We start from the raw sequence: 26,355 nt of genomic DNA on the forward strand, positions 1-26,355 counted from the left end.
CAGGCGCTGGTGGCGCCGCTGCACAGCAGGCTCTCCCGGCCGGAGGCCCACCGCGGCCGGCACGTGAGCTGGAGCCGCGAGCCCGATGCGCGCCGGCAGATCGAGCTCGCCGAGCAGGCCGGGCGCGAGGCGGACCGGGCGCGGGCGGTGGCGGAGTCGGTCGCGGCGTCGCTGGCCGAGGTGAGCGAGGCATCGGCGCAGGCACGGGACCGCCGCGCGGAGCTGCGGTCGCGCTGGTATCAGAGCGTGGTGCTGCACCGGCAGTCTGCGACGCACCGGCGTGGCCGGGCCGGATCGGCCACTGCGGCGTCGTCGTTCGTGCACCGGTTGTGGGGTGTGTTCCCGGTGACGACGGGTGCCCCTCCGGCGTGGGTGACGGACCTGACGCTGCGGCCGGCCTGGTCCGATCCGGCGCAGGCGCGCCGGCTCGGCGCGCAGCTGCGTGCCCTGGTGCGCGGCGCCCGTGGCGACGACCTCGACCGGGCCCGGATGCGGGTGGCGGCGTGGGCCGGGCGACACGGCGTCGACTGGGACGCGGCCACGGTGGAGCAGGCCGTCGACGTCCTGCGCACGCCGGCATTCGCCGAGGACCGTGGTGGGGCCCGCGGGTCGTCGCGGAACGCCGCCGTGCTGCGCGGCGCGATCGTGCTGGGCGGCGCGCTCACAGCGCTCGTGGGGATGCAGGCTGCCCCGGCCCACTCGGCAGCGACGACACCCGCCGTCGCGACGCCGTCGGTGGAGCAGGGGCTGACGTGGTGGCAGAACCTGCCGACCGGCGCCCTGCCCTGGGCGACGGTGGTCGCCGCGGTCACCGTGGCGGTGCCGTGGGCGCGGGTCCTCTCGACGTCGGTCCCGGTCGCCGACCGGCTGCGGCAGGTCGTCGAGCACTCGCGGGCCGAGCTGGAACGGGCGCGGTCGGCGGTCGCCGCCGCCGATGACGACGCCCGGTTCTACACCCGGGAGTTCGAGGTGCTGCTCGGGCAGTCGGTGCAGTGGCTGCTGAACCCGGCCGAGGCCGCGCTGCGGGGACCGGAGGCGCTGCGCACCGAGGCACACCGCGACCGGATCGTCGGGGCACTGGCCGACCGGGGGATCCACGTGTCGCGGGTGTGGGTGGATGCCGTCGCCGAGGGCGCGGGCACGGGCTCCGGAGTGTTCGCCGACAGCCCCCGCGCGCTGGGCTACGCCCCGGACCGGCACCGCAGCTTCACCCGGGACCTGGAGCTGGTCGAGCGGCGGCTGGTGGAGCTGCGTGCCACCCGGGCGCGTGCGGTGCAGGAACGCGACCGGTTGCGGGCCGCGTGGCCGGGCGCGGTGCGGACCCATCGCGGCGAGCTGGAGCTCGCGGTGCGGGCTGCGAGCGCCCTGGGCGTCCCGGCTGCCGCTGCGGCGGTACTGACGGGATGGACGGTGGCCGAGGCCCGCGCGGTCGCCCGGGGCGCGCCCGCTCCGGAGCCGGCCGGTGGCGGGCCCGGCGTGCCGCAGGCCGGCTCCGATGCGGGAGACGTGCAGCCCGGTCCGGCGCAGGACGGCCCCGGCCGGCGGAACCGCTCGGCCGATCCGATCCGCGGCCCACCAGGGCTGGGCCTTGCCGGGCTGCGTGGTGCGGGGCGGGTGCTGCGCACTGAGCGGGACACGCACCGGGAGCGGTGGAACGCCTGGCAGCGTGCCGAGACGGAGCTGGCCGCATCCCTGGCGGAGCGCACCGTCGCACTCGACGCGTTCGAGGCGGCCGCAGGTGGGCTGTGGGCGATGGCCGATGCCGGTCACGCCCCGGCGACGGATGGGCTGGACGCCGCGAACCGGCAGCTGCGACGGGCGACGAGGACTCGTGACGATGCCCGGATCGCCTGGGACACCGCGCTGCGCCCGGCCGTCACGGCGGCGGCCGCGGGTGGGCTACCGCACCGGATCATCGCCCGTGCGGTGTACGGCACGGAGTCGGCATCCGACCGGGTCGCCCAGATCGTGGGGCGCTGGGAGCCGGATCCGACCCTGCGGCTGCGCCGGGTCGACGCCGTGCGGGAGAAGACCGTGGCGGTCTGGGCGCGGGGGTCGGCGGACCTGCCGCTGCTGCTTCCGGACGGACGCCTGGTGTCGCGGACCTGGCTGGACGACTACTACGCCGGTGGCGGCGAGCTGATCGGCGTCGCCGTCGACGGCGAGCTGACGGCGCTGATCGGCTCGGAGCGGCTGGCGATGTTCGACATGGCCGACGGGCACTACCACCCGATCGCCTACGACGCGGCTCGCGGAGTGCAGGGCCAGGTCGAGTCCCTGCTGAACGCCCTGGTCGCCGCCGGAATCCAGGGCGTGATCACCTTCCACGCGATCCCGCAGCGGGGCAAGGGCTTCGCTCCGGCCGGTGCGACCAACTACTACGCGGTGCAGGCTGCGCTGGGGCCGGCCCTGCTCTACCACGCGCCGATGCTGCAGATGGCGGGCCAGCTGCAGGACGTCCTGCTGCTCGACGCGGTGCGCTCCCTCCCCCCGAACCTGCGGTGGCGGGCGGTGATGGGCTCGGTGGGCGCCCGGATGGACATCCCGGGTGCGCAGAACTACCTGCGGCTGCTGGCGGCGCTCAACCCCGACGAGGTCACGATGATCGGGGAGACGACGATCGCCAAGGAGATCGTCCGCACGATGCTGTCGCAGCAGGGGATCTGGACGATCAACCCGGAGTGGATGGCGCAGGTCGAGCGGCTGGTCACCGCGGCGGGGCTGCTGCGGAGCGCACTGCAGGGCCCGGACCGCGCAGAGGTCGCGGCCGTCCTGCCCGCGGGCCTGGTGGAGGTCCTGGCCGGGGACCGGTCCGATCCCCGCCGGGTCGCGGCCCACCTGGTGCAGACGCTGGTGGCCCACGTCGACGACATCCGCACCGGGCTGGTCGCGGCCGGTCAGCGCCGGGCCTCGGACGGGCTGCTCCCGGCCGACCGGCAGCGTGCTCTCGACATCTACAACCCGCACCTGCGTGAGCTGCTCGCCGCCGCCGAGGAGCTCGGCTTCCTGGTGGTGCTGCACAACGACTTCGGGCTGGCCCGGATCCTGTCGAACGCGCGGATGGGGGAGGCGGCCCCGGACGAGCGCTTCGGGATGCCGCTGCTGAACCTGCTGGCCGAGTACCCGAAGGCCCGGATCACGCTGGCGCACCTGGGGGTGGGCAAGTACACGACGATGACGACGGAGCACCTCGGTGTGATCGACGGGGTGCTGCGGGACCCGCGGTTCGCCCACGTCGACTTCGACATCTCGTGGAACGACCTGGTCCGGCACCTGCTGACGGAGAGCACCGTCACCGGCCGCTTCGTCGAGCTGGTGGGGGCGCACCACCGGCGGCTGCACGGCGGCTCGGACGCGGTGTTCGCGCAGAGCCTGGCCCAGTACTCCCGGTGGGCCAAGGACATGGAGCCGATCTTCCGGCTGATCCGCTCCGAGGTCGGCGTCGAGGCCTATCACGACGTGCGGCACGCGAACCTGGAGCGACGCCTGCTGGCCGCGCAGGCCGACGTGTGGCGGTGGGCATACGCCCAGAACCGCGACCCGGAGTTCGCGCGCTGGCGGGCGGCGGCGCTGAGCCCGGCCCGCAATGCCCTGGTCGAGCAGTGGATGCGGCGGTACGCGCTGGAGCAGCCCGGCCCGATCACGGGGGCGCGGCGCGAGGCGGGCCTGCCCGATCCGGGACGCTGGTGGGAGGCCGAGGGCGCGGCCGGGCGTCAGGCGCGTGAGGCGGTCGGCTGGTACAACGCGGTCACCCCGCCGGTCGCCGGCGGGAAGCGGCTGCGGTGGCAGCTGCTGCGCCATGCGCTGCAGGTGCAGCGGACGAGGATCGCCTCCGACAGGGCGCAGGCGAAGGCGGCGCAGCGGCGGCGCAGCGGTCTGGCCCGGGCGAGCGACACCGCCGAGCTCGGCCTGGTCGACGATGCCGGCCTGCCCTACCAGGTCGAGGCGTTGGTGGCCGCCCACGAGGCGGGTCGCGCGCTCCTCGACCCCGGCGGCCGGACGTGGGTCCTCGACCAGGTCCAGCGGACGGAGCTGGAGCAGGTTCAGGACGACCGCGGTCGCGCGGCGTTGGCCAGGCGGACGACGCTGCGCGCGGGCCTGGTGCTGACCGGGCTCGCCGCGGCGGTGGCCGGTGCGGGGCTGGGCTGGGGCTGGGCGGTGCTGTTCTCGGTGCCCGCACCGCTGCACTATGCGGCGACGTCACTGCGCGGGGTCATGACCACCCATCGTGGTCTCTACATCCAGCTGCTGCGCGTGCTCATGGAATCGATCATGGAGCGCAGCCAGTCCTATCCGGACACGATCCGGGTGCTGACCGGGGTGATGCGCAAGTACGCCGCGCTGGACCGGCTGGTCACCGACGAGCAGTGGGCCGCCTTCGAGCGGGTGACGAACGACTTCGAGCACGCGGCGACCAGGTTGTGGCACACCAGGCTGACCGAGTCCGCGCAGAGCCGCCGGCAGCTGGCGTTGACGGTGTTCTCCCAGTACATCGACAAGGCCAGCGTCGCGCTGGGCGTGCAGGCGCCCTCGCTGCAGGGCCTCGGCCCGGCCGCCGGCCTGCAGGGCAAGGTCCTCAACACCCTGCAGGCCCTCACCTACCTGCTCAACGTCGGCTACCTGGTCCCCGCGGCGCTGGCCGCGAGCACGCTGCTGGCCGCCGCGACGAGCTGGGTGTTCGTCGGGGTGACCGGGTTCTTCCTGGTCCAGGCGTTGCCGGCGATGGCGTGGGGCTGGGCCGGGGTCGACGTCAGCCAGCATCCGTTCCTGCGCAAGGCGGTACACCTGGGGGCCATGCCGCTGGCCGCGGCCGGTGGGGTGCTGGTCGTCCTCGGCGGCGGTGTGGCCGTGCTGCCCGGGCTGCTGATCGCCGGGTCGGCGCTCTACCTGACCCAGCTGGGCGCCACCATCGAGCTCGACCTCGGCAGGCCCGCACCCCGCTTCGGCGCGGGTGCCAACGTCGGGCTCGGTCTCGGGCTGTTCGGCTACGGGCTGGTGCACCTGTTGCCCGCGCACGGCGCCGAGGTCCTGGCCGGAGGCGCGGCGCTGCTCGTGCTGAACGTGGCCCTCTCGAAGCTCGACACCTGGCGCAGCAGGCGGATCCGCGGCCCGCCGAGCGCGCTCGACCCCGCGGCCGGCGCCAGCGGCCCGGTCCGCACATCGCCTGCGGGTCCGCACCGGGATCGTTCGCGGGAGCGTGTGCAGCCCCGCCCGCAGCGGGCCGGTGCCGAGGCCGAGGCGCTGCTGGCCGCCCTGCGTGCGGACGGGCTGCCCGCCCGGGTGCTCGCCGCGCTGCGCGAGCACGCCGGGGGCCACCCGGCGGTGCGTGAGCTGGGCGATGGCGTCCGGAACCTGTGGGCGGCCGGTGTCTCGGAGCGGGTCCTGGTCGATCTCGTCCGGCTCCGGGCGGGCGGCGCACTCGCGCCGTCCGTGGCGGCCTGGCTGTTCGACGGTGCGCCGCGTCCCGGCCGGGCGAGCGCCCGGCAGGCCGTGACCGGGCTGGCCGACCGGCACGGGCTGCGCTGGTCGCGCGGGGACCGCGAGGCGCTGCGCGAGGCGTTGGCCCGGATCCGTTCGAGCGACGTGCCGGACCCGCTGCAGCCCGGGACCTGGTTCACCGTGCGCAGCACGACCGGTGGGTTCGGTCTCGTCCCGGGACGGGAGTCCGGGTGGCAGCCACCGGTGCGCGCCGCCGCGGGCGGCCGCAGCGGGCCCGCCGACCTGCCGGACTTGGGTTCCGGGCGCGGAGCCCACGCTGCGCATCCGGCCGCGGTGGCGGGCGGGCACCTGCCCGGTGCGCAGGCGGGTGCTCGCCCGGTCACCGCACCCGGGCGCGCCCCCGGTGGGGTGTCGCGTGCCGCACCGGGCGGCCGGGAAGCCCTGGAGCCGTTGGAGGTTCTGCGTCTGGCGGGCGTCCCGGCCGGGATGCTCATCGGCCTGTACCGGACCGCCGGGGGCGCGGGGAGCCCGGCCGAGGTGCTGGCCTCGGTGATCATCGGGCTGCGGGCCGAGGGGCACCCGGTGTCGGTGCTGGTCGGTGAGCTGGACCGGCTGCACGCCGCCGGGGTGCCGCTGCAGGTGCTGGCCGACGCGCTCACCGGGCTCCCGCGGGCCGCGACGACGCCCTGGCGATTCGCGGGCGGGCTCGACCGGCTGCGAGCCGGGGGAGTCCCGGTGCGGGTCCGTGCCGACCTGGTGCGGGCCCTCGGGGACGGTGCGCTGTCCCCGGCCGAGGCGGGCTGGGTGTTCGATGGCGTTCGCCGTCCGACCGGCATGACCGGGCGGCAGCTGGTCTCCCGGCTGGCCGACCGGGCCGGGGTGTCCTGGACCCGCGGGCAGCGCGAGCTGCTGCGGCAGGGACTGCGGCCCGGTGCGGCTGAGCAGCCCACGACGGGCGGTGCGGCACCGGCGTCGGCCACGGCACCGGCGGAACGGGTGGCCCGCTCCGGCCCGGACCGTCCCCGGAGCCGGTGGACGACGACGGTGCTCGTCACCGGCGGGGTCCTGGTCGCGGGCGCCGTCGCGGCCGGCGTCAGCGCAGGTGCGGTGCCCGCCACGGCGCTGGCCGGGGTGCTGATGGTGCCCCCCGGCGTGCTCGCCCGACTCACCCGGCTCGCCCGGAGCGTCCAGGGCTCAGCCCGCGCCGCGGCGGCCACGATCCGTACCGCGGTCGGCACGGCGGTCGGCACTGTCGCCGGTACAGCGGCGGGCAGGGTGGTCGGCGCCTTCGTCGGCGCGGCGGGCAGGGCCGGCACGGCGGGCGTTGCTGCGGCGGGCAGGGCCGTGGAGGCTGCCCCGGGGCGGCTGTCGCGCGGGGCCGGGAGTGCTCGGGTGCTGTCGGTGGTGGTGCTGGAGCACCTCGCGGTCGGAACGGGTCTCCGGCCGGTGCTCGGGGCCGGTCCGGCGACGGCCGGGCTGTGGGAGCGCTGGCCGCTGGAGTGGACCCCGCAGTGGTGGGCGACGGTGGCCCGGGATCGGGTCGTCACCGGGGCGCGGCTCTGGAGACGGCTTGCGACGTGGGCGGGCGCCACGACCACCGGGCTGGTCTGGACGGCCGGGGGTTCCGGGGTGCTGCTCGGGACCGGCGGGACGCTGATCCAGACGCTGCCGGCTGCCGCGGGACTGGCCGCGTTTCAGATCCGCGGGACCTTCTACGCGTTCGAGTCGTGGCTGTCGCAGCAGCGGCGAGCGGCGACGGCGCGTGCGATGTTGATCGCGGCGACGGTGACGGTGAACCTTCCCCAGCAGGTCCACGGAGCGCTCGACCTGGCCCGCACGGGCGTGGACCGGACGATCTCCGGCATGTTCGCGCTGGTCAGCGTCACCATCGTGACCTCGTTGAGCCGGACCGCGACCGACCTGTGGGACGACGGGAGCCGGCCGCGCGGTGCCGGGGCGGGCTGGGAGCGCGCGCTGGCCCGCGCCGACCTGGTGGGGGCCGCGACGATGGTCGCGGCGATCCCGGTGATGGTGTTCGCGGCGTTCACCCAGCCCGGCACGGTGCCGGAGGGGCCACTGTTCTGGCCCGTGGTGGCGACCTTCGCCGGGTTCGGCGGGCAGGCGATGCACACGCTGTGGACGTCGTGGCGGGCGTCCCGGTCCACCGGCTACGTCCCGTCGCCGCGGGTGGCCAGGGCGGTCGGCGTCGCCGGCGCAGGCTCGGTCGCGCTCTACGGGGCCCTGTATCTGGCCGGGGATCTGCCGGTGCTCATCGTGCTGGCCGGGGCGTTCACGGCGGTGGTGATCGCCGGGATGTGGCGCCGGGGCGGTGCGGGTGGGCCTCGGGCTCCACCGGTGACCGGGCGGGCCCACCGGTGGGCGGGCGTGCGGGACGTGGTCCGTGCGCTCGCGCGGGGAGCCGTCCCGGGGCCGCTGCTGCGCCGGCACCGGGCGCGGGTGTGGCTCCGGACGCGGTGGATCCGGACCGGAACGGTTCTCGACGATGCACGCGCCGCGGTGGCCGGGGCCGCGACGGTGTCGGCGGCGCAGGCGCCGGCCCGCGGATGGGTGCCGGGGCTGGGATGGCGGCTGGTCGAGGCGGGATTGTCACCGTCGGCGGCGGAGGCGGTGCTGGTTGCGCGCCTGCCCGGCCCGGCCGACACCGTCCGGGACGCACCGGCCGGGCCGGTGCCCGGTGGCGTGGTGCTTCCGGTCGAGGTCATCCGGGTGCTCGCCCGGCCCGGTCACACCGCCGCGGAGCTGGCCGAGGCGATCTCCGACGCGGTGTGGCGGCTGGGTGAGCAGGCGCGCCACGCCCAGGAGGCCGCCGGCTCCCGGCTCGTCGCGGCGCAGGAGCAGCAGCGGCGGCTGCTCGTGGCCGCGGCCAGGGCGGGACTGGGGCCGCACACGATCGCCCGTCTCACCGGTGCCGCGGTCCCGGACGGCGCCGCGGCCGGTGTGCTGCGGGCCGGTGTGCTGCGGGCCGGTCCCGGCCGCTGGATCGCTCGCGCCGCGGTCGTGCTGGGGGGCGCGGCCGCCGCGCTGCTGGTGGCGGCGGCACCGGCGGTCGCGGCCGGCGCCGCGGCGGCGTCGGGGGCCGGGTTCGCGATGTGGGGCGCCGCCGGCCTGGCCGCCACCGGTGTGCTGGGAGCGCTGCCCCGCGACCCGACCGATCCGGCGGATCGGCTGGTGCTTCCCGGCGGGCCGGGCGACGACGACGTCGCGGGGCAGCTGTCGTTGCAGGCGGCGCTGGCGGTGGGTGTGGTGCACGCGCCGCGGCTGGAGTCGGGGGCGTTGCCCGTGCGGCCGGGCGGGGCGCCGGTGCGGGTGGTCGACGACGCGACACTGCTGCTGGCACTGACAACACAGCAGACACAGCAGACACAGCAGACACAGCAGGCACCGCAGAGCCTGCGGGGTGCCGCGCGACTGGAGCTGGTGGACCGGTTGGTCCTGGCGGTGTGGGACGGCGAGATCGTGCTGACCAGGGCACGGCTGGCCGAGATCTCCGGATACCTGCGTGACGGTTCGTTGTCGACGCTGTGGGTGCATGCGGCGCTGGCCTACGGCACCGACCGGGCCCGTGGCCGCCGCCGCGCCCAGGACGGTGCGCACGCGGCGGAGCTGCTTCGGCATTTCGAGGACGCCCGCAGGCGCAGGGCCGCACCGGTGGGTGCGCCGCACGGACACGAGCCGGATCTGCTGGGCGGCTACCGGCGTACGGAGCTGGGGCTGCGCGCGCACGGACAGCTGGTGACCGAGGACGGGCCGGTGCCCCACGGCCCGTTCAGCGAGGCGGTCGTCGCGGCGCTGGCCGGGTCACCGGTCCTGGCCCGGTTCGGGCGCGCGGAGCTGGCGGCCTGGGCGGGGCTGTCGCGCACCGAGCTCCCGGTCGAGTTGTGGCGCATGGTGCTGCTCGACGGGCTCGACGGGCGGGCCGTGGTGGCCGGGCGCTCCCGGAGCATCACGATGACCGAGGGACTGGGATGGGTGCGGTCGTCGACCCTGCTGGCGATCGACGCCGACGTCGCGGCCGGGATACCCGCCGGGCGGCGGGACCGGTGGCTGCGGGGTGCGCTGGCCGGCTGGGACGGGACCGCACCGTCCGGGCCGCTGCCGGACGACCGGGACGCGTACGGGCGGGTCCTGGCCGGGCGGGTCGTCGAGGAGATCCTCGACAGGCGCCGCGGTGTGGCCGAGGCCGTCGAGCTGGTGGGGCTGCTCGGAGTCGATGTGCTCTGGCTGGCGGGGATCGTCCGCAGGCACCCGTGGCTGGGTACCGACGGCCGCTGGGTGTGGGAGCTCGACCCGGCTGTCGTGCGTGCCGGGTTCGTTCCTCGGGTCCGCGGGGGCCGGCTGGAACTCGTCGTCGACCGACCGGGCGGACCCGGCCTGGAGATCGTCGGTATGGCGTCGTCGAAGCGTGCCGGTGGCCGGGCGGTGACGGCGCTGGAGCGGCTCGGCGCGGTCAACGCCGGCTGGGCGGCTCCGCCGGACTGGGACGGCCCGGTGCACCCCACACCGGTGCTGCCCCTGGTGGCGACCGGGTGGGCCGACGGCGTCCACGGCGCTCCCCGACGGGTCACCGAAGATCTCTACCTCGTGCACTCCCGGCCGCTGCCCGGCACCCGGGCCGCGACGCAGGCCGGGATGGAGTTCGTGCTGCGTCGCGACCGCGACGGCCGGCACCGCCTCGACAACGCGTACGCCGGGCCGGCCACGGACCCGGCCCCCGGCGCCGCCGAGCGGGTCGGCGCCGAGGTCCGGGTGGTCAACGTGGCGGCCCGGGGCTCCGGGGTGCGGATCGGTCCCGAACTAGTCCTGACCGCGTTGCACCTGGCCGAGGGCACGTCGCGCCCCTTCCCCGATCTGCGCGTGACCGGGGAGAGCGGGCCGGGACTGCCGGTCACCCGGGTGTACTCGCTGCGGCCCGAGCAGGCCCCGGCCCTGCTGCGGGCGGCCGGCCTCTCCGGACTCGAGGGCGTCGGCTACCGCGGCACCGTCGACGTGGCCCTGCTGGTCGTGCCCGGCCTGGCCGACCTGCACGGCCCCGGTGACGGACCGGAGATCGTGGTCCCCGCCGCCGTCGCGCCGGCCGAGCACACCCCGGTCCTGCAGGTCGGCCGTTGGGGTGGGCAGCGCCGGATCCGGGTCGGGCCCTGGCGGGGGACCGGGCCGGGGGTGCCGACCGGTCCCGGTGACTCCGGTGGCCCGGTGTTGCACGGTGACCGCCTCGTCGGCATACACCTGTCCACCGACCCCTACGGCCCGGCGCGGGCGCTACCCGCACCGCTGCTCGCAGCGGCCGTGGCCCGGCTGGCCGAGGCACACCACGGCGGCGGACCTGCCGGCCGTGGGGTGGTCGTGATGCGGTCCACCGCGTCCGCCGCCGACCGGTACGGCGAGGTGGCCGGCCCCGCGAGCCGGACGGAGGAGGACGGCCGGGCCGGACCGGGAGCCGACGCCGGGCGGGCAACGGTCGGTACCCTGCTCGGTGCCGTCGTCGGTGTCACAGCGGTGCTCGGCCCGGTGACGGCACTCGGCCTCGGCGGCGATGCGGCGCTGTTGTCGGAGCTCTCGTCAGCGCTGTCGTGGGTGCTGTCGTGGGTGCTGTCGTCGGCGATGACCGCCATCGGGGCGTCGGCGGTGGGCGTGCCGGCCTCGACGGCGGGATCGGTGGCGGCGTGGGCCGCCGGGGTGTCGTGGCCACAGGTGCTGGGAACCGCGGCGGGACCGGTGCTCGGCGCGGCGTGGGCGCTCTCCTACCGGTTCCGCGGCTGGGAACGCCCGCTCCGCCCGGTCGACCTGCTGCGTGTGCGCGCCGGTGTGCTCGTGCGGTCGTGGCTCCCGGACGTACGGACGGTGGTCGGCCTGGTGCTCTTCGGGTCGGTGTCGATGCTGGTCGGCCGGGGCCCGGGTGTCGTGCACGAGGTGGTCACGGGAGGGGATCTTCCGCTGTGGGCCGGAGCGGTCGTGGCCTCGGCGCTGACCGTCGTGGTGGCGTCGACCGCGGAGGCGGTCCGGTGGGTGGAGACCGCGGAGGCGGTCCGGTGGGTGGAGACCGCGGAGGCGGTCCGGACGGCGGAGGCGGCCCCGGTGCGGATCGCGCGGGTTCCGGTCGTGCCCGCGGCCGGAGCCGTACTGGCCGCGGTCGTGGGCGGGACGGTGCTCGGCACGGTGGTGACCGGTCCGTTCGCCGCGGCCGCGCTGGTCGGGATCGCCGCCCTGGTGACGGAGGTGACGCTGCACCGGGTGCGGCGCACGGCGGGCACCGCTCCCTCGGCGGTGACCGCCGCCCCGCCCGGACCCGCCGGGAGCGGCTCGCCGGCTGTGGACCCGGACGGTGCTGCGCGGCCGGTCCCGCCGGAGGTCGCGGGCACCGTGCTCGCCGATCGGTGGGCGTCGGTCGTGGCTGGTCGCGTCGTCCGCCGGGCGACGGCGGTCCTGCTGCTGTCGGCGGCGGCGATGTACGGGGTGTACATCTGGCAGCTGGCCCTGCACCTCACGGCGTACCTGGCCACGCCCGGGGCGGTGTACCCGGTCGACGGGTCGGTCCTGCAGTGGGTGGGCACGGCACTGCTGGTCCCCGGCTACACCGCGATCGCCGTGTTCTACCTGCGCACGGCGCTGGGGGCGGCAGGCCCTGGCCTGTCGGCGAGGCTGGTCGAGCGGGTCACGACACCATCGCTGCGGCAGCGGTTCGCCGAGCGGGTCGCGCTCGCGACGGTCGCGCAGGGCGGGTCGCTGGTGCTGCTCGTGCTCGCGGTCGGTGACGTCGTGGCGGCTCACCCGGCGCCGCTGCTGACCGGTGGGGTCCTCGGTGTCGTGGCCGCGGTGGTGGCGCTCAGGTGGTTCCGGTCGGCCGGTACCGCGGTGGCGACCGCGTTGGCCCGGCACGCCACGGGGGCCGCGCTGGTGGGCACAGGCACTGTCGCGGCCGGGGCCGCGGCGTGGGCGGGCGCGGCACCGGCCGGGACCGCGGTGGCGGTCGGGGCCGGCCTGCTCACGGTCGGTGTCGGTGTCGGCGGGCTGACCGGTGCCGGGGTGCGCGCGCGTCACCCGGCACCCGATCTCGGGCGGTGGCTGCGCGCGCTGCCGCAGCTCCCGGTCGTACTGGCCCGGCGGCTGCTCACGACCCCGGCGGCACTGGCCGAGCTGAGGGTCGCGATCGGGAACCACGTCCGGTTCCGCCGGACCAGCGAGGCGGTGCTCCCGTTGCCGTACCGGCCCACCGACGTCTGGTACGACGTAGTCGCCGCCGGTGACCGCTACGTCGTGCACTCCGGTCTGCTCGTCGACACGGTCCGGCTCTGGCGGGACTGGGAGCGTCTGGCGGTCCTGCGGCAGCTGCCCGCCGACCTGACGCGGGAACGTCACCGGGCGGTGACCGCCGCGCACGCGGCCGGGCTGACCGTTCGTGAGATCGCCCGGCTGTTCGGGTCGTCGTCGGCCACGGTGCGGCACCTGCTGCGGCACCCGGCCCGGGTCGTGGCCCGCCCGGCGATGCCCGGCCCGGTCCGCCGGGTCGCCCGGGCCGTGCTGGTGCTCGGGGTCGCGGCCGGTCTGCTGTTCGTCTCGGCGCCGCCGGCGGTCGCGCCCGACCCGGGCGGCGTGCCGCACCGGATCGACGGGAACGGCGGGTGAGCGCCCCGGTCAGCGGCGGACGTCGCGCGGCGGGCAGCCGAAACGCTGCCGGAACGCGTGGCTGAACGCGCTGGGGGAGGTGAAGCCGACCGAGTGCGCGATCGAGGCGATGGTCCGCCCGGCGAAGCGTGGGCTCGCCAGCCTGGACCGTGCCAGGTCGAGCCGCTCGTTGCGGATCAGGTCGATGGCGGTCGTCCCCCGGCGGGCGAGCACGGCCTGGATGTGCCGGCGTGACCAGCCCAGTGCCACGGCCAGCGAGCGGACGGTGAGCTGGGGATCCGTCGCGTGCTCGCGGACGTAGCGCAGCACCTGCTCGTGGATCAGGTCGGTACCGGCCGCGTCCACCGGCTGGGGGTCCCCGCTCAGGCCCCGGCAGATGAGGTCGGTCGCGTGCTCGCAGGCCGTGTCGAAGTCGGCCGCTGTCAGCGAGTCGCGCTGCCGGACCAGCCCGACGAGGAGGTCGCGGCCGACCTTCGCGATGCCGCTGTCGGATCGGATGATGCCGGCGGCGACGGGCAGGCCGAACCGGTGCTCGACGCGCTCGTACGGCACGATCATGGACAGGGCCACCGAGCCGTCGCCGTGCGCGAAGCTGAGCCGCTGGTCGATCGGCACCATGGCGATCGACCCCGGGGCGAGGGTCGTGGCGCCGGGCTCGTCCTCACCGAGGTAGAGCGATCCCCGGAGCGGGACGACGAACTCGAACACCCCGCGTGGGTCCGCCCGGACGTGACGGCGGTGCCGGGTCAGGCGCTCGGTGTCCGCCCGCCAGCTGACCAGCTGGTACCGCGACGTCTGCTGCCGGGTGACCGCACCGTTGTAGTGGTCCGTGCCGAGGCCGACGTCGATCGCGCCGTGCACGTGATTGCACCACTCGCGCCACGCGTCCTTCTCGGCCCGCTGCCGCCGGCGGTCGGTGCTGGTGGTCAGGCTGTCGATCCGGTACATCGGTCCCACCCCCACAGGTAGCAGCCGCCGGACGGCGGTGGCCGGCTCCCGGACGCCGGCGCGCGGACGCTGCCCGGATGCGCCGGAGTGCCGGTGATCACGGCGATCGTAGCCAGCATCCTGAATGCTTCGAACCCGTCCAAAGTTCACGACGGCCCCATCCGGCAGGGGCCGGCGCGGGCGGTCCGACGGGTACCCCGGCCGGGCTCGTCGACGGCGTCGCCACCGGGTGGATCACCGAGCCGATCCGTGCAGTGCGCATTCGCGCCAGTCCACTGCGCACCGGCGCAAGACAACGGGCCGTCCGCGCTGTTTCGCTCGGCAATACACCGGGTGGCGGCGGATCGGGGGACGAGCCGCCTGCCGTGCGGTGCACGGGGACCTGTCCGCCGCGGGACGCCACCGCCGGCGGCTGCGCCGTGCACGGCGCACCGGCACGGAGGGCTCGCCGCGACGGCCGGGGATCACGATGGGGGAGGACCGATCATGGACACCGTGCAGCGGGTGTGCGCCCTGCCCGGGTGCGGCGCCCGTGTGGCGCAGGCCGAGAACCGGTCCGCGCGGCTGTACTGCACTCCCGAGCACCGGGCGGCGGCCCGCCGGTTGCGGTCCGCGCACGCCCGGCGTGGGCGGGACGGCGGGCCCGGCGACGGGGGCACCCCAGCCCGCGGACACCCGCCGGACCGGTCGACCGGTCCGCCCGACCGCACCACCGCCGAGCTGAGCCACGACTCGCTGGTCCGCCCGGCCGGTGGCCGCGCCCCCTCCGTCCTCCCGGCCGCGCGACCGCTGGGGGACTGGCTGGACCGGGACCCCGGCCAGGACGCGGAGAGTCGCCGTGCCGAACTCCGGGAACGGGTCGCGGTCCCGGTGCGGGGGCCCGTCCGGGTGGCCGTGCTGTCGGTCAAGGGCGGTGTCGGTAAGACGACGGTGGCCGCGGGGCTCGGGCTGACGCTGGCCGAGCACCGGGGGGACCGGATCGCGGCGCTGGACGTCGCGCCGGACCCCGGCACCCTCGCCGAACGGCTGACCGGGTCGGTTCCCGGCGCCCGGGAACAGCTGGCCGGGCGTGCCCGGGTCGAGACCTTCGGCGAGCTGGTCGCCGCGAGCGGCACCTCCGGGCGGCTGACCGTGATCGGCTCCACCGACGAGGCCGACGACGTCGGCTTCGGTGTCGAGGACTATCGGAGGGTCGACGCGCACCTGGCGCGGTTCTTCGACGTCGTCGTCGCCGACTGCGGGCCGAGCGTGCGGCACGGGGCGGCGTCCGCCGCCGCTGCGGCGGCGGACGCCGTCGTCGTGGTCGGGTCGTTCGCGGTGGACGACGCCAGCCGGGCGTCGACGACGCTGCGCTGGCTCGCCGACTCCGGGACGACCGACCGCCCCGGTGACGCGCTCGTCGTGCTGACCTGCGACCGGCGTCCGGACGTATCCGCGGAGCTGGTCCGGTCGCACTTCGCGCGGCGGGCCCGCGGCCCGCTGGAGATCTCCTACGACCCGCATCTGAGATCGGGCGGGCCGATCGAGTACGAGCGGCTCGCCGAGTCCACCCGCGACCGGTTCCTCGAGCTGGCCGCGCACGTCCTGGAGGTGGCCCGGAGCAGGACGGGCGGGTCGTCCGGATGAGCGCGCGCCGATCGAGACGTTCCGGGCGCGGCTACCGGAGGCGGCCGTCCGACGACCGGCCGGTGACGATGCTCCACCGGCGGAGGTGGCGGGTGCTGGTGCTGCTCGCGATGATCGTGCTGGTCCTGGCGCTCCTCGCCTCGCTGCTGGTCACCACCCCGGACATGACCCCGCTGCCCGATCTCGGGCCGCTGCCCGACCCGGCCTGATCCGCCCCGACATCCACCGCCCTGCCGGGCACCTGAGGAGACCTGATGACCGACCACGGCGAGGGGCAGGCCGGCCCCGACGAGATCACCCACGACTCGCTGATGCGGCGCACCGCCGAACGGCCGCGCCGGGGCTGGCGCAAGGTGCTCTACGAGGCCACCGGCGGCCGCTACAACCCCGGGATCAGCGAGGACGAGGCGGGGCGGAACGTGCTGCTGCGCCGGATCGGCCGCCAGCTCCCGGGCGCCCACCGGATCGCGGTCACCTCGATCAAGGGCGGGATCGGGAAGACGACCGTGACGGCCTGCCTGGGGCTGACGCTGGCCGAGCACCGCGGGGACCGGGTGGTCGCCCTGGACGCCAACCCGGACGCCGGCACGCTGGCCGACCGGCTCACCGGCGAGACGTCGATCACCGTCCGGCAGATGCTGGAGAAGATCGACGACATCGACTCGCTCACCGAGATGAGTCGCTACACCAGCCTGGCGGGACGCCTGCAGGTCCTGGCGAGCGACCAGGACCCGGCGATGAGCGAGGGATTCAACCGGGAGGAGTACACCCGGATCTCGACGGTCCTCTCGCGCTTCTGCAACATCCTGCTGACGGACTCGGGCACCGGGCTGGTGCACTCGGCGATGGAGGGCACCCTCGAACTGGCCGACACCGTCGTGGTGGTGGGGGCGCCGACCGTGGACGGCGCGAGCCGGGCCGGGAAGACACTGGACTGGCTGGCCGCGCACGGGCACCGCGAACACGCCGAGAACGCGATCGTCGTGCTCTCCCAGGACCGGGCCAGCCACGAGGTCGACGCCGAGAAGATCCACGACCACTTCGCCCAGCGCTGCCGGGCCGTGCACTCGGTCCCGTCCGATCCGCACCTGGCGGCAGGCGGACGGATCGACCTCGACCTGCTTCGGGAGCCCACCCGGGAGGCGTTCCTGCGGATCGCCGCGTCGGTCTCCGACGACTTCGCGACCCGCTGACCGGCCCCGCCCCGAACCTGCACCCGCCCGATGACGAAAGAGCGTTGACCCGCGCACAGGATTGTTCAACAATCCTACGTTGAGCGATCCAACGCCGGACGCGACGGGATCGCCACGCTGCCGGCGCGATGCCCAGGAGGACGTCATGACCGCTTCCACGGTCGCCCCCGACCCGATGATCCGGCCGTGCGGTGATGCCGCGTTACTGGTCGAGGTCGGTGATCTCGATGCGGCGTTGGACCTGCACGCCGCACTCCGGGCCGCCCCGCCGTCCGGCGTGCTCGATCTCGTGCCCGCCGCGTGCAGCGTCCTGGTCCGGGTGCGGCCCGGCACCGATCTCCGGGCGGTCGAGCAGCACATCCGCGGGCTCGGCACCGCGGTCGGGATCCCGGTCGGGACGTCGTCGGACCCGGTCGAGATCCCCGCCGTGTACGACGGTGCGGACCTCCCCGCCGTCGCCGAGCTGCTCGGCCGCACCCCGGACGAGGTCGTCGCCCTGCACGCCAACCGGGTCTGGGTGGTCGCCTTCGTGGGGTTCGCGCCCGGGTTCGGCTACCTCGCCGGCGGCGACGACTGGTTCGACGTACCCCGGCGGGCGGTGCCCCGGACGGCGGTCCCGCCGGGTTCGATCGCGCTCGCCGGGCGGTACAGCGGGGTCTATCCGCGGGAGTCACCCGGCGGGTGGCAGCTGATCGGGCGTACCGACCTGCGGGTCTGGGATCTCGACCGGAGGCCGCCCGCGCTGCTGGTGCCCGGTGCCCGGGTCCGGTTCGTCCCGGTCGGCCGGCCGTGATGGTGGCTCCCGCGGTGGTGGCGGACGCCCCGGGTACGGCCGGTGCGCGCGGCGTACTGGTGCTGGCGACCGGTCCGCTGGCGACGGTCCAGGACGCCGGTCGCCCCGGTCTGGGCACGCTCGGCGTCGGTGTCTCCGGCGCGGCCGACCGCACGTCGTTCCGGTTGGCGAACCGGCTGGTCGGTAATCCCGAGGAGGCCGCGGCCGTCGAGGTCACCTTCGGCGGTCTGTGGATCCGCGCACAGGGTGTCGTGACGGTCGCGGTCACCGGTGCGAGCACCCCCGTCACGGTCCGCCGGGGAGGTGATGTCCGCCCGGCGGGAGCGCTGCGTCCGATCGTGCTCGCCGACGGGGACGAGCTCCGGCTGGGTCCTCCGGTGCACGGGCTGCGGTCCTATCTGGCGCTGCGCGGTGGCGTCGACGTCGATCCCGTCCTGGGCAGTCGCTCCACCGATGTGCTCGCCGGGCTGGGGCCCGACCCGCTCTCGGGCGGCTCGCTGCTTCCGGTCGGGCCGGAGCCCGCCGACGGCGTGCCCAGCCTGGACGGAGCACCGGTCAGCGCGCCCGGCGCCGGGGTGCTGACGCTGCGGGCGATGCCCGGCCCGCGGCACGACTGGTTCACCGAGGAGTCGATGCACCGGCTGTTCCGCACCGACTGGGAGGTCGGCAACGAGACCAACCGGGTGGGTATGCGCCTGAGCGGGCCGCCGATGGAGCGCCGGCCGGTGCTGGCCTCCACGGAGCTGCCCAGCGAGGGCGTGGTGCGCGGGAGCGTGCAGGTCCCGGCGTCCGGGCTGCCCATCGTGTTCCTCGTCGACCATCCGGTCACCGGTGGATACCCGGTGGCCGCGGTGCTGGCCGACCGCGACGTCGATCTGGCCGCGCAGGCCAGGCCGGGGCAGCGGATCCGGTTCTGGCCGACCCGCTGACCCCTGGGCGCCGTCTCCTCGTCCGGGTAGCCGGCGAGGGCGGTTCGCTCGTGATTCCACCCCCCGGAGGAGAAGGTGCGAGGACCGATCACCCGGATCCGGCTCGGCGACGACGTCGCCGTCCGGGTCGTCGCCGATCCCTACAGCAGCGTGCTCGCGGTGGCCTGTGCCGGCGTCCGGGACCGCAGGGCGGGACGCCGGACCGGCGCATCCCGGCTGCTGGGTGTGCTCCGGGAACCGGAGGTCAGGGCGGTCGCCCGGCTGATACCGACCGACGGATCGCTGGCTCCCGACTGTGTCGGTCCCGGCACGCCGGGCCGGCCGATCCGGGTGGGCGACGAGCTGGACCGGCTGCGCGGGATGTCCGATCGCGAGTTGCGCGACGACCTGGTCCGGACCTTCTCCGGCCGGTTGCCCACCCGCTGGCAACGGTTGGAGGGATCGCTGTCCGGCTGGGCCGGTGATCTCGCGGACGGCCTGCAGGCGATCTGGGAGCGCGTCGAACCGCTCTGGACACGGCAGGCGGACCTGCGTGAGCGCGAGGCCGAGCGACTCGGCGTGGCCGCGTCGCGCGGGGCCGTCGACGTGGCACTCTCCGAGATGTTCCGCGGTGCCCGGGCGGCCGACGGCTGGCTGGAGATCCCGGACCCGGATGCGGTGACGGTCGAGTCGGGCCGGCGGGTCGTCGTGCTGGCGCCGTTGCTCAGCGGGCTCCCGGTCGCCCTGTGCAACCTGGAACGGGACGACGCGCTGTGGTTCGCCGCGCCGTCCGGGGCCCGGCCCGCGGCGGACCAGCGGGACGCGGGCGGGCTCGGATCGCTGCTCACCCCGACCAGGGCCGACCTGCTCGGCCGGCTCCGCGTCGAACGTTCGATGTCCGAGATCGCCGGGCTGATGAACACCGCTCCGGCGACCGCGACCCATCAGGTCGGCGCGCTCGAGGCCGCGGGCCTGGTCCGGCGGCGCCGGGACGGTCGTCGGATCTGGGTGCAGCGCACCCCGCGCGGGGATGCGCTGCTCGATCTCTACGGGGTCCTCGATCGCGCGTGAGGCGCCTCGGGCCGATCCGCCGGTCGCGTCCGTTTCGGAGTATCGCAAAGGATGCACCGATCGGATTGAAGGATTGTAGGACGATCCACAAGACTTGCGGCCCGGGCGTTTCCCGGTGGACCGATCAGGAGGACACAGTGAGCGAAGACCAGATCCGGGAGCCCTCGGTGGTCGCACCGGCGGCGAAGCCGGGGCCGGGCACCCGCAGCGCCCTGCTCGGCGCGATCTTCCTGATGGCGACGAGCGCGATCGGGCCCGGCTTCATCACCCAGACCACCACCTTCACCGCGCAGCTCGGCGCCGCGTTCGCCTTCGCGATCCTGGTGTCGATCCTGGTCGACATCGCAGTCCAGATGAACGTCTGGCGGGTGATCGGGGTGTCCCGGCTCCGGGCGCACGTGCTGGCGAACAAGGTCGCGCCGGGGGCGGGCTGGGTGCTGACGGTGCTGGTCGTGACCGGTGGCCTGGTGTTCAACATCGGCAACGTCGCCGGTGCCGGCCTCGGCCTGGACGCGATGCTGGGACTGGACACCGCGATCGGCGGCGCGGTGTCCGCGGCGATCGCCATCGCGGTCTTCGTGATCCGCCGGGCCGGCGTCGCGCTGGACCGGATCATGATCGTCCTCGGCGTCATGATGATCATCCTGACCACCTACGTGGCGATCGTGTCCGGCCCGCCGGTGGGTGAGGCACTGCGCAACACGGTGCTTCCGGAGCGGATCGACTTCCTGGTGATCACGACGCTGATCGGTGGCACCGTCGGCGGCTACATCACCTACGCCGGCGCACATCGGATGCTCGACACCGGCCTGACCGGCCCGGAGAACGTGGGGCAGGTGACGCGCAGCTCGGTGCACGGGATCCTGGTGACCGCGGTGATGCGGGTGGTGCTGTTCCTGGCGGTGCTCGGTGTCGTCACGACCGGCGTGGACCTCGCGACCGACAACCCGGCGGCGACGGCGTTCGGCGCGGCCGCCGGTGAGATCGGCGTCCGGCTGTTCGGCATGATCCTCTGGGCCGCCGGGATCTCCTCGGTGATCGGCGCCGCCTACACCTCGGTGTCGTTCCTGACCTCCCCGAGCACGCCGGCCCGCACCAGGACCCTGCTCACCGCGGGCTTCATCTCGGTCAGCGCGATCATCTTCCTGATCGCGGGCACGACCCCGGTCACGCTGCTGATCTTCGCCGGGGCGTTCAACGGGCTGATCCTCCCGTTCGGCTTCACGGTCGTGCTCTGGGTGGCCTGGCGGCGCCGTGACCTGCTCGGTGGCTACCGGTACCCGCGCTGGCTGCTCGCCATCGGGGTGCTCGCCTGGCTGATCACGATCGTCATCGGCTGGCAGGCGGTGCTCGGCCTGAGCAGTCTCTGGTCCTGAGCCGAACCCGGTCCCGGCCGAGCCCCGGCGACGAGGGCGGTCGTCGCCGTTGTCGGCCCCGGTCGGTGTGGAGCGCCTGCACCGCTACGTCCGGGCGCGGCTGCACGGGTGTCCGGGCGGTCCTCGGCGAGATCGACGAGGACCGGCAGGACCCCGCATCCGGTCTCGACCGGATGTCGGTGGTGGTCCGTCAGCTCCGCGCGGCGAGCCGCTGAGGCGCGGTGGCCGGGTGAATCTCGGCCTGGTCGCCCCGCTCGATCAGCCGCTGCCGGGCCAATCGCTCCACCATCTCGGGCAGGGCGAGGGTGGGGACGGAGTCGAGATCGTCGCGGGAGCCCCGCACGACGTGTTCGACGAGCGAGGCGGGGAGATGTCCGGCGAACTCGACGGTGAGCCGGTCGACTGCGTCACGGACGGAGGAGTCACGGACGGAGGAGTCACGGACGGAGGAGTCACCGACGGAGGGGTCGTAGGGATGGAGCAGTGAGGCGTGCACGGTCATGATCGATTCGTTGAAGGGTGGTGCCCGGTCGCGCCGTCCTGTGGTGCGAACGGCGCCGGGCGGGTCGCGGGGCGGCGCCCTGCGCGACCGGCAATCGGGCCGGATGACGGCCCGTGCGATCGCCGACCACGGTAGGCGCTGTGACGACTCCCGTCGACCCGATAAGGCTCCCGATACCGAATGACTCCAGATCACACAATAATCGAACGCTGATATCATCTGTGGTCGACTTTCTTTGCGTGTGATCGGCCTGATCGGTTTCGGATCTTGCTTCGCTGTCCGGGCCGGCAGTGCACTGGTGCGGACGGTCCCGATCCGGGCCGCCGCTGCCGCCGCCCCGTGGAGAGTCCATGAGCTTCCCCGACACCCTCACGACCTTCGACGCCGACGACTTCGAACAGCTGACCGTCGTGCGGGACCCGGAGTCCGGGATCCGCTCGGCGGTCGCGATCCACGACACCACGATGGGCCCGTCGCTGGGCGGGGTGCGGATGCGCGCGTACCCGTCGCTCGACGACGCCGTCCGGGACGCGATGGCACTCGCCCGCGCCATGACCTACAAGTCCGCGCTGGCCGGGCTGGAGCTCGGCGGCGGCAAGAGCGTGATCGACGCCGAGCCCACGCCGGCGAACAAGGCGGCGTTCCTGCCGGTGTACGCCCGGCACGTCGCCTCGCTGGGCGGGCGCTACGTCCCGGGGGCCGACATGGGCACCGACGCGTCCGACATGGAGGTTCTGGCGAAGGACGTGCCGGTGGTGTCCAGCCGGCGGGACCCGTCACCGTTCACCGCCCGCGGTGTGCTGCGGGCGATCGGGGCGACCCTGGAGCGGGCCGGTCACGACGGCCTCGCCGGGCGCCGGGTCGCCGTGCAGGGACTGGGCAAGGTCGGGTCGTCGCTGGCCGGCATGCTGCGTGCGGCCGGAGCCGAGGTGCTGGTCGCCGATGTCGACGACGACCGGGTGCGGGCCGCCCGGGACACCGCAGGTGCGGTCGCGGTGCCGGTCGGCGAGATCCTCGCCGCCGACGTCGATGTGCTGTGCCCGTGCGCGGCCGGTGGAGTGCTCACCCCGGTGGTGCTCGACGCGCTGCGGGCCCGCGCGATCGTCCCGGGCGCGAACAACCCGCTCGCCGATCCGGCGCTCGCGGTGACGCTGGCCGGGCGCGGCGTGGACTACGTCCCGGACTTCGTCGCCAACGCGGGCGGTGTGATCGTGTGCGAGGCCGAGGTGCTCGGCGGCGGCCCCGGGCTCGACGACGAGATCGCCGGCAAGATCCGGGCGATCGGCGCCACCGCGGTCCGGATCCTGGACGACGCGGACCGGCGGGGGACCGACACCGTCACCGTCGCGCACGAGCTGGCCCGGGCCCGGCTGGCCGCCCGGGCCGCGGCCCGCCCGGCGTTCCCCGCCCTGGTGTGAGCACCGGTGGTGGAGCGGCACGACCGCCGATCGGAAGCGGCGCTCCACCGCCATCCCCGCCACCACCGGTCACCGGTCACCGGTCACCGGTCGAGGTGTACCTCGCCGTCCGGCTCCACCGAGCCGACGCCGGGCAGCCCGGCCAGGTCCGGCGGGTGCTCGTCGTCGCAGGTCCCGATGACGACACCGACCGCGTGCAGCACCTTCTCCACCCGCAACCCGGCCGCCGTGCAGGTGGCTGCCACCTCGTCCGCCGAGTACCCCCGGCCCACCGACACCAGCACCCTGGCCATCTCAGCTCCCCGATGCGCGGACGAGCCCCGCGCCGACGTCACCGGAGGGCAGCGGGAGCCGCTGCGCCGCCTGGGTGAGCCCGGTCCACAGGTCCCGGCCCCGGGCACCGGTCCGCTGGGACAGCAGTGCGGCGATCCCGGCAACGTGCGGGGCGGCCATCGAGGTCCCGGAGGTCGACTCGGTGCGCTGCGGCATCGGCCACGACGAGTGGACGTCGACCCCGGGGCCGGCGATGTCGACCTGCCCGCCGTCCACCGCGGAGCTCGCCGCGGAGAAGTCGGCGATCGCCAGCGCTGCGTCCACCGCGCCGACCGCCATGATCGACGGGCTGTTCGCCGGGACACCGACGAAGCCGGCGTCCCCGGCCGAACGCTCGGCGTTGTTCCCGGCCGCGGCGATGATCAGCACCCCGGCGTCGAGAGCCCGTCGGCCCGCGTTCTCGTAGGCGGCGGAGACCTCGTCGAGATCGACGCCGAGCGACATCGAGATGATCTGCGCGCCGCTGGTGATGGCCCACTCGATGCCTTCGAGGATCCCGGCGTCGGCGCCGGCGCCGTCGTCGCCGAGGACCTTCCCGATCAGGATCCGGGACTCGTACGCGATGCCGTAGCGGCGGCCGGAGCCCGGTGTGAGCGGCCCGCACGCGGTGCCGGCGCAGTGCGTGCCGTGCCCCTTGACGTCCTGGACCTGCTGGCCGTCGACGAACGAGCGGGACTCGATGTCGCGGCCCGCGAAGTCGGGATGGTCCAGATCGAGTCCGGTGTCGAGCACGGCGACGCCGATCCCGGCCCCGGTCTCGGGCACCGCGTCGACCCCGGTGGCCTGCAGCCCCCAGGTCAGCTGGTCGGTGTCACCGAACCGGGCGGGTGCCGGTGCGTCGGTGGTGCCGGCGGCGACCGCCCGGTCACGCAGGAAGGTGGCGGCGTCGGCGAACCCGCGCAGGTACTCGGCGGACAGCCCGCCGGCCGGACCGGTGCCCAGTGTGCGCTGCACGCGTTCCGGTTCGACGGCGAGCAGGCGCCGGTCGGCGCGGGCGGCCCGCAGCCGGTCCGGGTCGAGCTCGGCGACCGCGACCCCGAGCCGGGCGAGCAGCGTCGGGTGGAAGCCCGACGGGGCCAGTGGCAGCGCGTCGCGGCTGCTCGTGATCTCGGCCTGCCCGGTCAGCTCCCGCACACACGTCCGGGCCGCGGTGTCGTCGTCACCGAGCAGATCGTCGCCGAGCACGAGCAGGTAGCGGCCGGTGAAGGTCGCTCCGGGGCGGTCGGTATCGGTCGGGCGGGGTTCGGTCATGGTGCCTCCGACGATCGACGTGGAGTCACTCATCGTGCCGCAACGGTGCACTCCGGGCATCCGGACGGGGCCGTCGGTCCTGCCCGCCGGGGCCGGACGGCCCGGGCCCCGACCGCGCCCGCGGTGCCATCCTGGACATCGGGCGGACCGGACACGACCGGTCGCCGGGGGAGGAGCGGGAGCATGGCCGCACAGCACATCGGCCCGGTCGTCGTCGGTGTCGACGGATCGGAGTCCGCACTCGACGCGGTCCGGTGGGCGGCCGCCGAGGCGGCCTCCCGGAACGTGCCGCTGCGCCTGGTCGCCGTGTTCTCCCCGCTGCCCGCCGCCCCGCGGCACGACATGGGACTGACCGCCGCCTACCTGGAGCAGGTCTCGGCCTCCCTGCGCGCGACCCTGGAGCTGTCCACCGAGGTGGCCGCCGGTGCGGCGCCGGGCATCGAGATCGACTCCGAGCTGCGGACCGGCTACCCGGCGCAGGTCCTCACCGACGAGTCCCGCTCGGCGGTGCTCACCGTGGTGGGCAGCCGCGGGCTGGGCGGCTTCACCGGCCTGCTGGTCGGCTCGGTCGCGGTGTCCCTCGCCGCGCACGGCGACTCGCCGGTACTGGTGGTGCGCGGCGACCGGAAGCCCGGCTCCGGCCTGCCGGTGCTGCTCGGGGTGGACGGGTCACCGGCGGGTGAGGCGGCCGTCGGGACCGGGTTCGCCGAGGCGTCCCGGCGGTCGGTGCCGCTGCGCGCGCTGCACGCCTGGTCCGACGTCGTCGTCGATCCGGCGGTCGCCGTCCTGATCGATCACCAGGCGTGGGAGACCGAGGAGCGGGCACTGCTCGCCGAGCGTCTGGCCGGATGGTCCGCCACGTTCCCCGACGTCGAGGTGGAGCGCATCGTCGTGCGGGACCGGCCGGCCCACGCACTCGTCGAGCACTCGGCCGACGCCGGTCTGGTCGTCGTCGGGTCCCGGGGCCGCGGCGGGCTCGCCGGGCTGGTGCTCGGCTCGGTCGGGCAGGCCGTGCTGCGGCACGCGCAGTGCCCGGTGCTGGTCGTCCGCGGCTGACCGGCTACCCGGCCTGCTCCGCGAGCAGCATCTCGGCGACCGTGTACAGCTTGGTGTTGGTGTCGTGGGAGAGCTTGCGGAGCAGGTGGAACGCCTCGTCCGCGGTACAGCGGCGGCTCGCCATCAGCACCCCCTTGGCCTGCTCGATGCTCGTGTGCCGGGCGAAGCGGTCACGCAGCGAGGCGTTCTCCTCCGCCAGCGACCGGAGCGCGGCTCCGGCGATCTCGGCACCCGATCCGGCGGCCAGTACCTCGGTCACGTCCTCGACGTGGTGCAGCACGCCGATCACCCGGCCGTCGGGGCAGCGCAGCGGTGAGTTGACCGGCAGCCACACCCGTTCGACGAACCCGTCGTCACCGGCCGGCATCCGCACGTCGTAGCGCTGGACCACCATCCGGTCGCGCCTGCCGAACCGCAGCACCTGCTCCAGCGATGCCGTCAGGTTCGTGACGCCGTCGGCGCCGGGGAGATCCGGGTTGTCCGGGAACACCTCGAACACCGGGCGTCCGGCCAGCTCCTCGGGCGTGCGGAAGGTGGCCGTGCAGTACGCCGGGTTCGCGGCGACGATCCGCAGATCCGGGTCGAGGACCAGATAGGGCGAACGGGTGGCGCGGAACGCGGGGTCGTCGCCGCAGCCGCGCAGGAGCTGTGTGCCCGAGGATCCGGTGAGCATCTCCGACCTCCGCCACCGCGGACGGCATCCGGTCGGCGGCTGCCGCCCGGCGCGGTCCGCGGCACTTCCGTGCGTACGCGAACAGTTCCCCGTGGGGAACGCCGGGCCGGCTTCTCGACCCTTC

At 75.3% G+C, this 26,355-nt stretch carries 15 protein-coding genes (1 of these 15 only partly in view); 10 read left to right on the plus strand and 5 right to left on the minus strand.

Features of this window, described 5'->3' with window-relative positions; genetic code table 11:
• A protein-coding gene (locus Pdca_RS10870) for a hypothetical protein (RefSeq protein ID WP_125911357.1) crosses the window boundary here: on the plus strand, positions 1-13,083 show its 3' end. The gene continues 14,808 nt to the left of window position 1, outside the view; the window shows 13,083 of its 27,891 coding nt (coding positions 14,809-27,891); its start codon lies beyond the left edge, outside the window; its stop codon occupies positions 13,081-13,083.
• Between the two features lie 9 nt (positions 13,084-13,092).
• Here the strand turns inward: Pdca_RS10870 and Pdca_RS10875 are convergent, their stop codons facing one another.
• Positions 13,093-14,031: a helix-turn-helix domain-containing protein gene (locus Pdca_RS10875; RefSeq protein ID WP_085916474.1), complete on the minus strand. Its 939-nt coding sequence runs from the start codon at positions 14,029-14,031 to the stop codon at positions 13,093-13,095.
• A 486-nt stretch (positions 14,032-14,517) separates the two neighbouring features.
• Here Pdca_RS10875 and Pdca_RS10880 point away from each other — a divergent pair, with 486 nt between their 5' ends.
• The 7 genes from Pdca_RS10880 to Pdca_RS10905 all read left to right on the plus strand — a co-directional run bounded on the left by Pdca_RS10880 (position 14,518) and on the right by Pdca_RS10905 (position 20,998).
• Complete coding sequence (locus Pdca_RS10880) at positions 14,518-15,657, plus strand: nucleotide-binding protein (RefSeq protein WP_085916475.1); 1,140 nt, start codon at positions 14,518-14,520, stop codon at positions 15,655-15,657.
• A 62-nt stretch (positions 15,658-15,719) separates the two neighbouring features.
• The gene (locus Pdca_RS35460; protein WP_158092354.1) at positions 15,720-15,866 is read left to right on the plus strand and encodes a hypothetical protein; all 147 of its coding nucleotides are present in this window, start codon (positions 15,720-15,722) and stop codon (positions 15,864-15,866) included.
• Between the two features lie 45 nt (positions 15,867-15,911).
• Positions 15,912-16,850, plus strand: a complete 939-nt coding sequence (locus Pdca_RS10885) for a MinD/ParA family ATP-binding protein (RefSeq protein ID WP_085916476.1) — start codon at positions 15,912-15,914, stop codon at positions 16,848-16,850.
• 145 nt (positions 16,851-16,995) lie between these two features.
• A complete protein-coding gene (locus tag Pdca_RS10890) occupies positions 16,996-17,643 on the plus strand; it encodes a 5-oxoprolinase subunit B family protein (protein ID WP_232021509.1) in 648 nt (215 codons plus the stop codon).
• Positions 17,643-18,572 carry a 5-oxoprolinase subunit C family protein gene (locus Pdca_RS10895; RefSeq protein ID WP_085916477.1) on the plus strand — a complete coding sequence of 310 codons (930 nt, stop codon included), beginning with the start codon at positions 17,643-17,645 and terminating at the stop codon, positions 18,570-18,572. The genes Pdca_RS10890 and Pdca_RS10895 overlap by 1 nt, the downstream gene beginning before the upstream one ends.
• A 75-nt stretch (positions 18,573-18,647) precedes the next feature.
• Positions 18,648-19,622, plus strand: coding sequence for a winged helix-turn-helix domain-containing protein (locus Pdca_RS10900; RefSeq protein ID WP_085916478.1), 975 nt, complete (start codon positions 18,648-18,650; stop codon positions 19,620-19,622).
• Positions 19,623-19,759: 137 nt separating this feature from the next.
• Positions 19,760-20,998 (plus strand): NRAMP family divalent metal transporter, encoded by a 1,239-nt coding sequence (locus Pdca_RS10905; RefSeq protein WP_373865547.1) that lies wholly within the window; start codon positions 19,760-19,762, stop codon positions 20,996-20,998.
• Positions 20,999-21,188: 190 nt separating this feature from the next.
• On the opposite strand, the gene Pdca_RS10910 is transcribed toward Pdca_RS10905, so the two are convergent.
• Entirely contained in the window at positions 21,189-21,500 is a 312-nt protein-coding gene (locus tag Pdca_RS10910; RefSeq protein ID WP_085916479.1) for a hypothetical protein, read from the minus strand.
• Positions 21,501-21,850: 350 nt separating this feature from the next.
• Between Pdca_RS10910 and Pdca_RS10915 the strand changes: the two genes are divergently transcribed.
• Entirely contained in the window at positions 21,851-22,918 is a 1,068-nt protein-coding gene (locus tag Pdca_RS10915) for a Glu/Leu/Phe/Val dehydrogenase dimerization domain-containing protein (protein ID WP_085916480.1), read from the plus strand.
• An 83-nt stretch (positions 22,919-23,001) separates the two neighbouring features.
• On the opposite strand, the gene Pdca_RS10920 is transcribed toward Pdca_RS10915, so the two are convergent.
• The gene (locus Pdca_RS10920; RefSeq protein ID WP_085916481.1) at positions 23,002-23,211 is read right to left on the minus strand and encodes a hypothetical protein; all 210 of its coding nucleotides are present in this window, start codon (positions 23,209-23,211) and stop codon (positions 23,002-23,004) included.
• 1 nt (position 23,212) lies between these two features.
• Positions 23,213-24,502, minus strand: a complete 1,290-nt coding sequence (locus tag Pdca_RS10925; RefSeq protein ID WP_174824406.1) for a S8 family serine peptidase — start codon at positions 24,500-24,502, stop codon at positions 23,213-23,215.
• A 183-nt stretch (positions 24,503-24,685) separates the two neighbouring features.
• On the opposite strand from Pdca_RS10925, the gene Pdca_RS10930 reads away from it, so the two are divergent.
• Positions 24,686-25,558 (plus strand): universal stress protein, encoded by an 873-nt coding sequence (locus Pdca_RS10930; RefSeq protein WP_085916483.1) that lies wholly within the window; start codon positions 24,686-24,688, stop codon positions 25,556-25,558.
• 4 nt (positions 25,559-25,562) lie between these two features.
• Here Pdca_RS10930 and Pdca_RS10935 read toward each other — a convergent pair whose 3' ends face one another.
• Positions 25,563-26,231 carry an ANTAR domain-containing protein gene (locus Pdca_RS10935; RefSeq protein ID WP_085916484.1) on the minus strand — a complete coding sequence of 223 codons (669 nt, stop codon included), beginning with the start codon at positions 26,229-26,231 and terminating at the stop codon, positions 25,563-25,565.
• Between the last annotated feature and the right edge of the window lie 124 nt (positions 26,232-26,355).

The organism is Pseudonocardia autotrophica (assembly GCF_003945385.1).
Classification (GTDB): Bacteria; Actinomycetota; Actinomycetes; order Mycobacteriales; family Pseudonocardiaceae; genus Pseudonocardia; species Pseudonocardia autotrophica.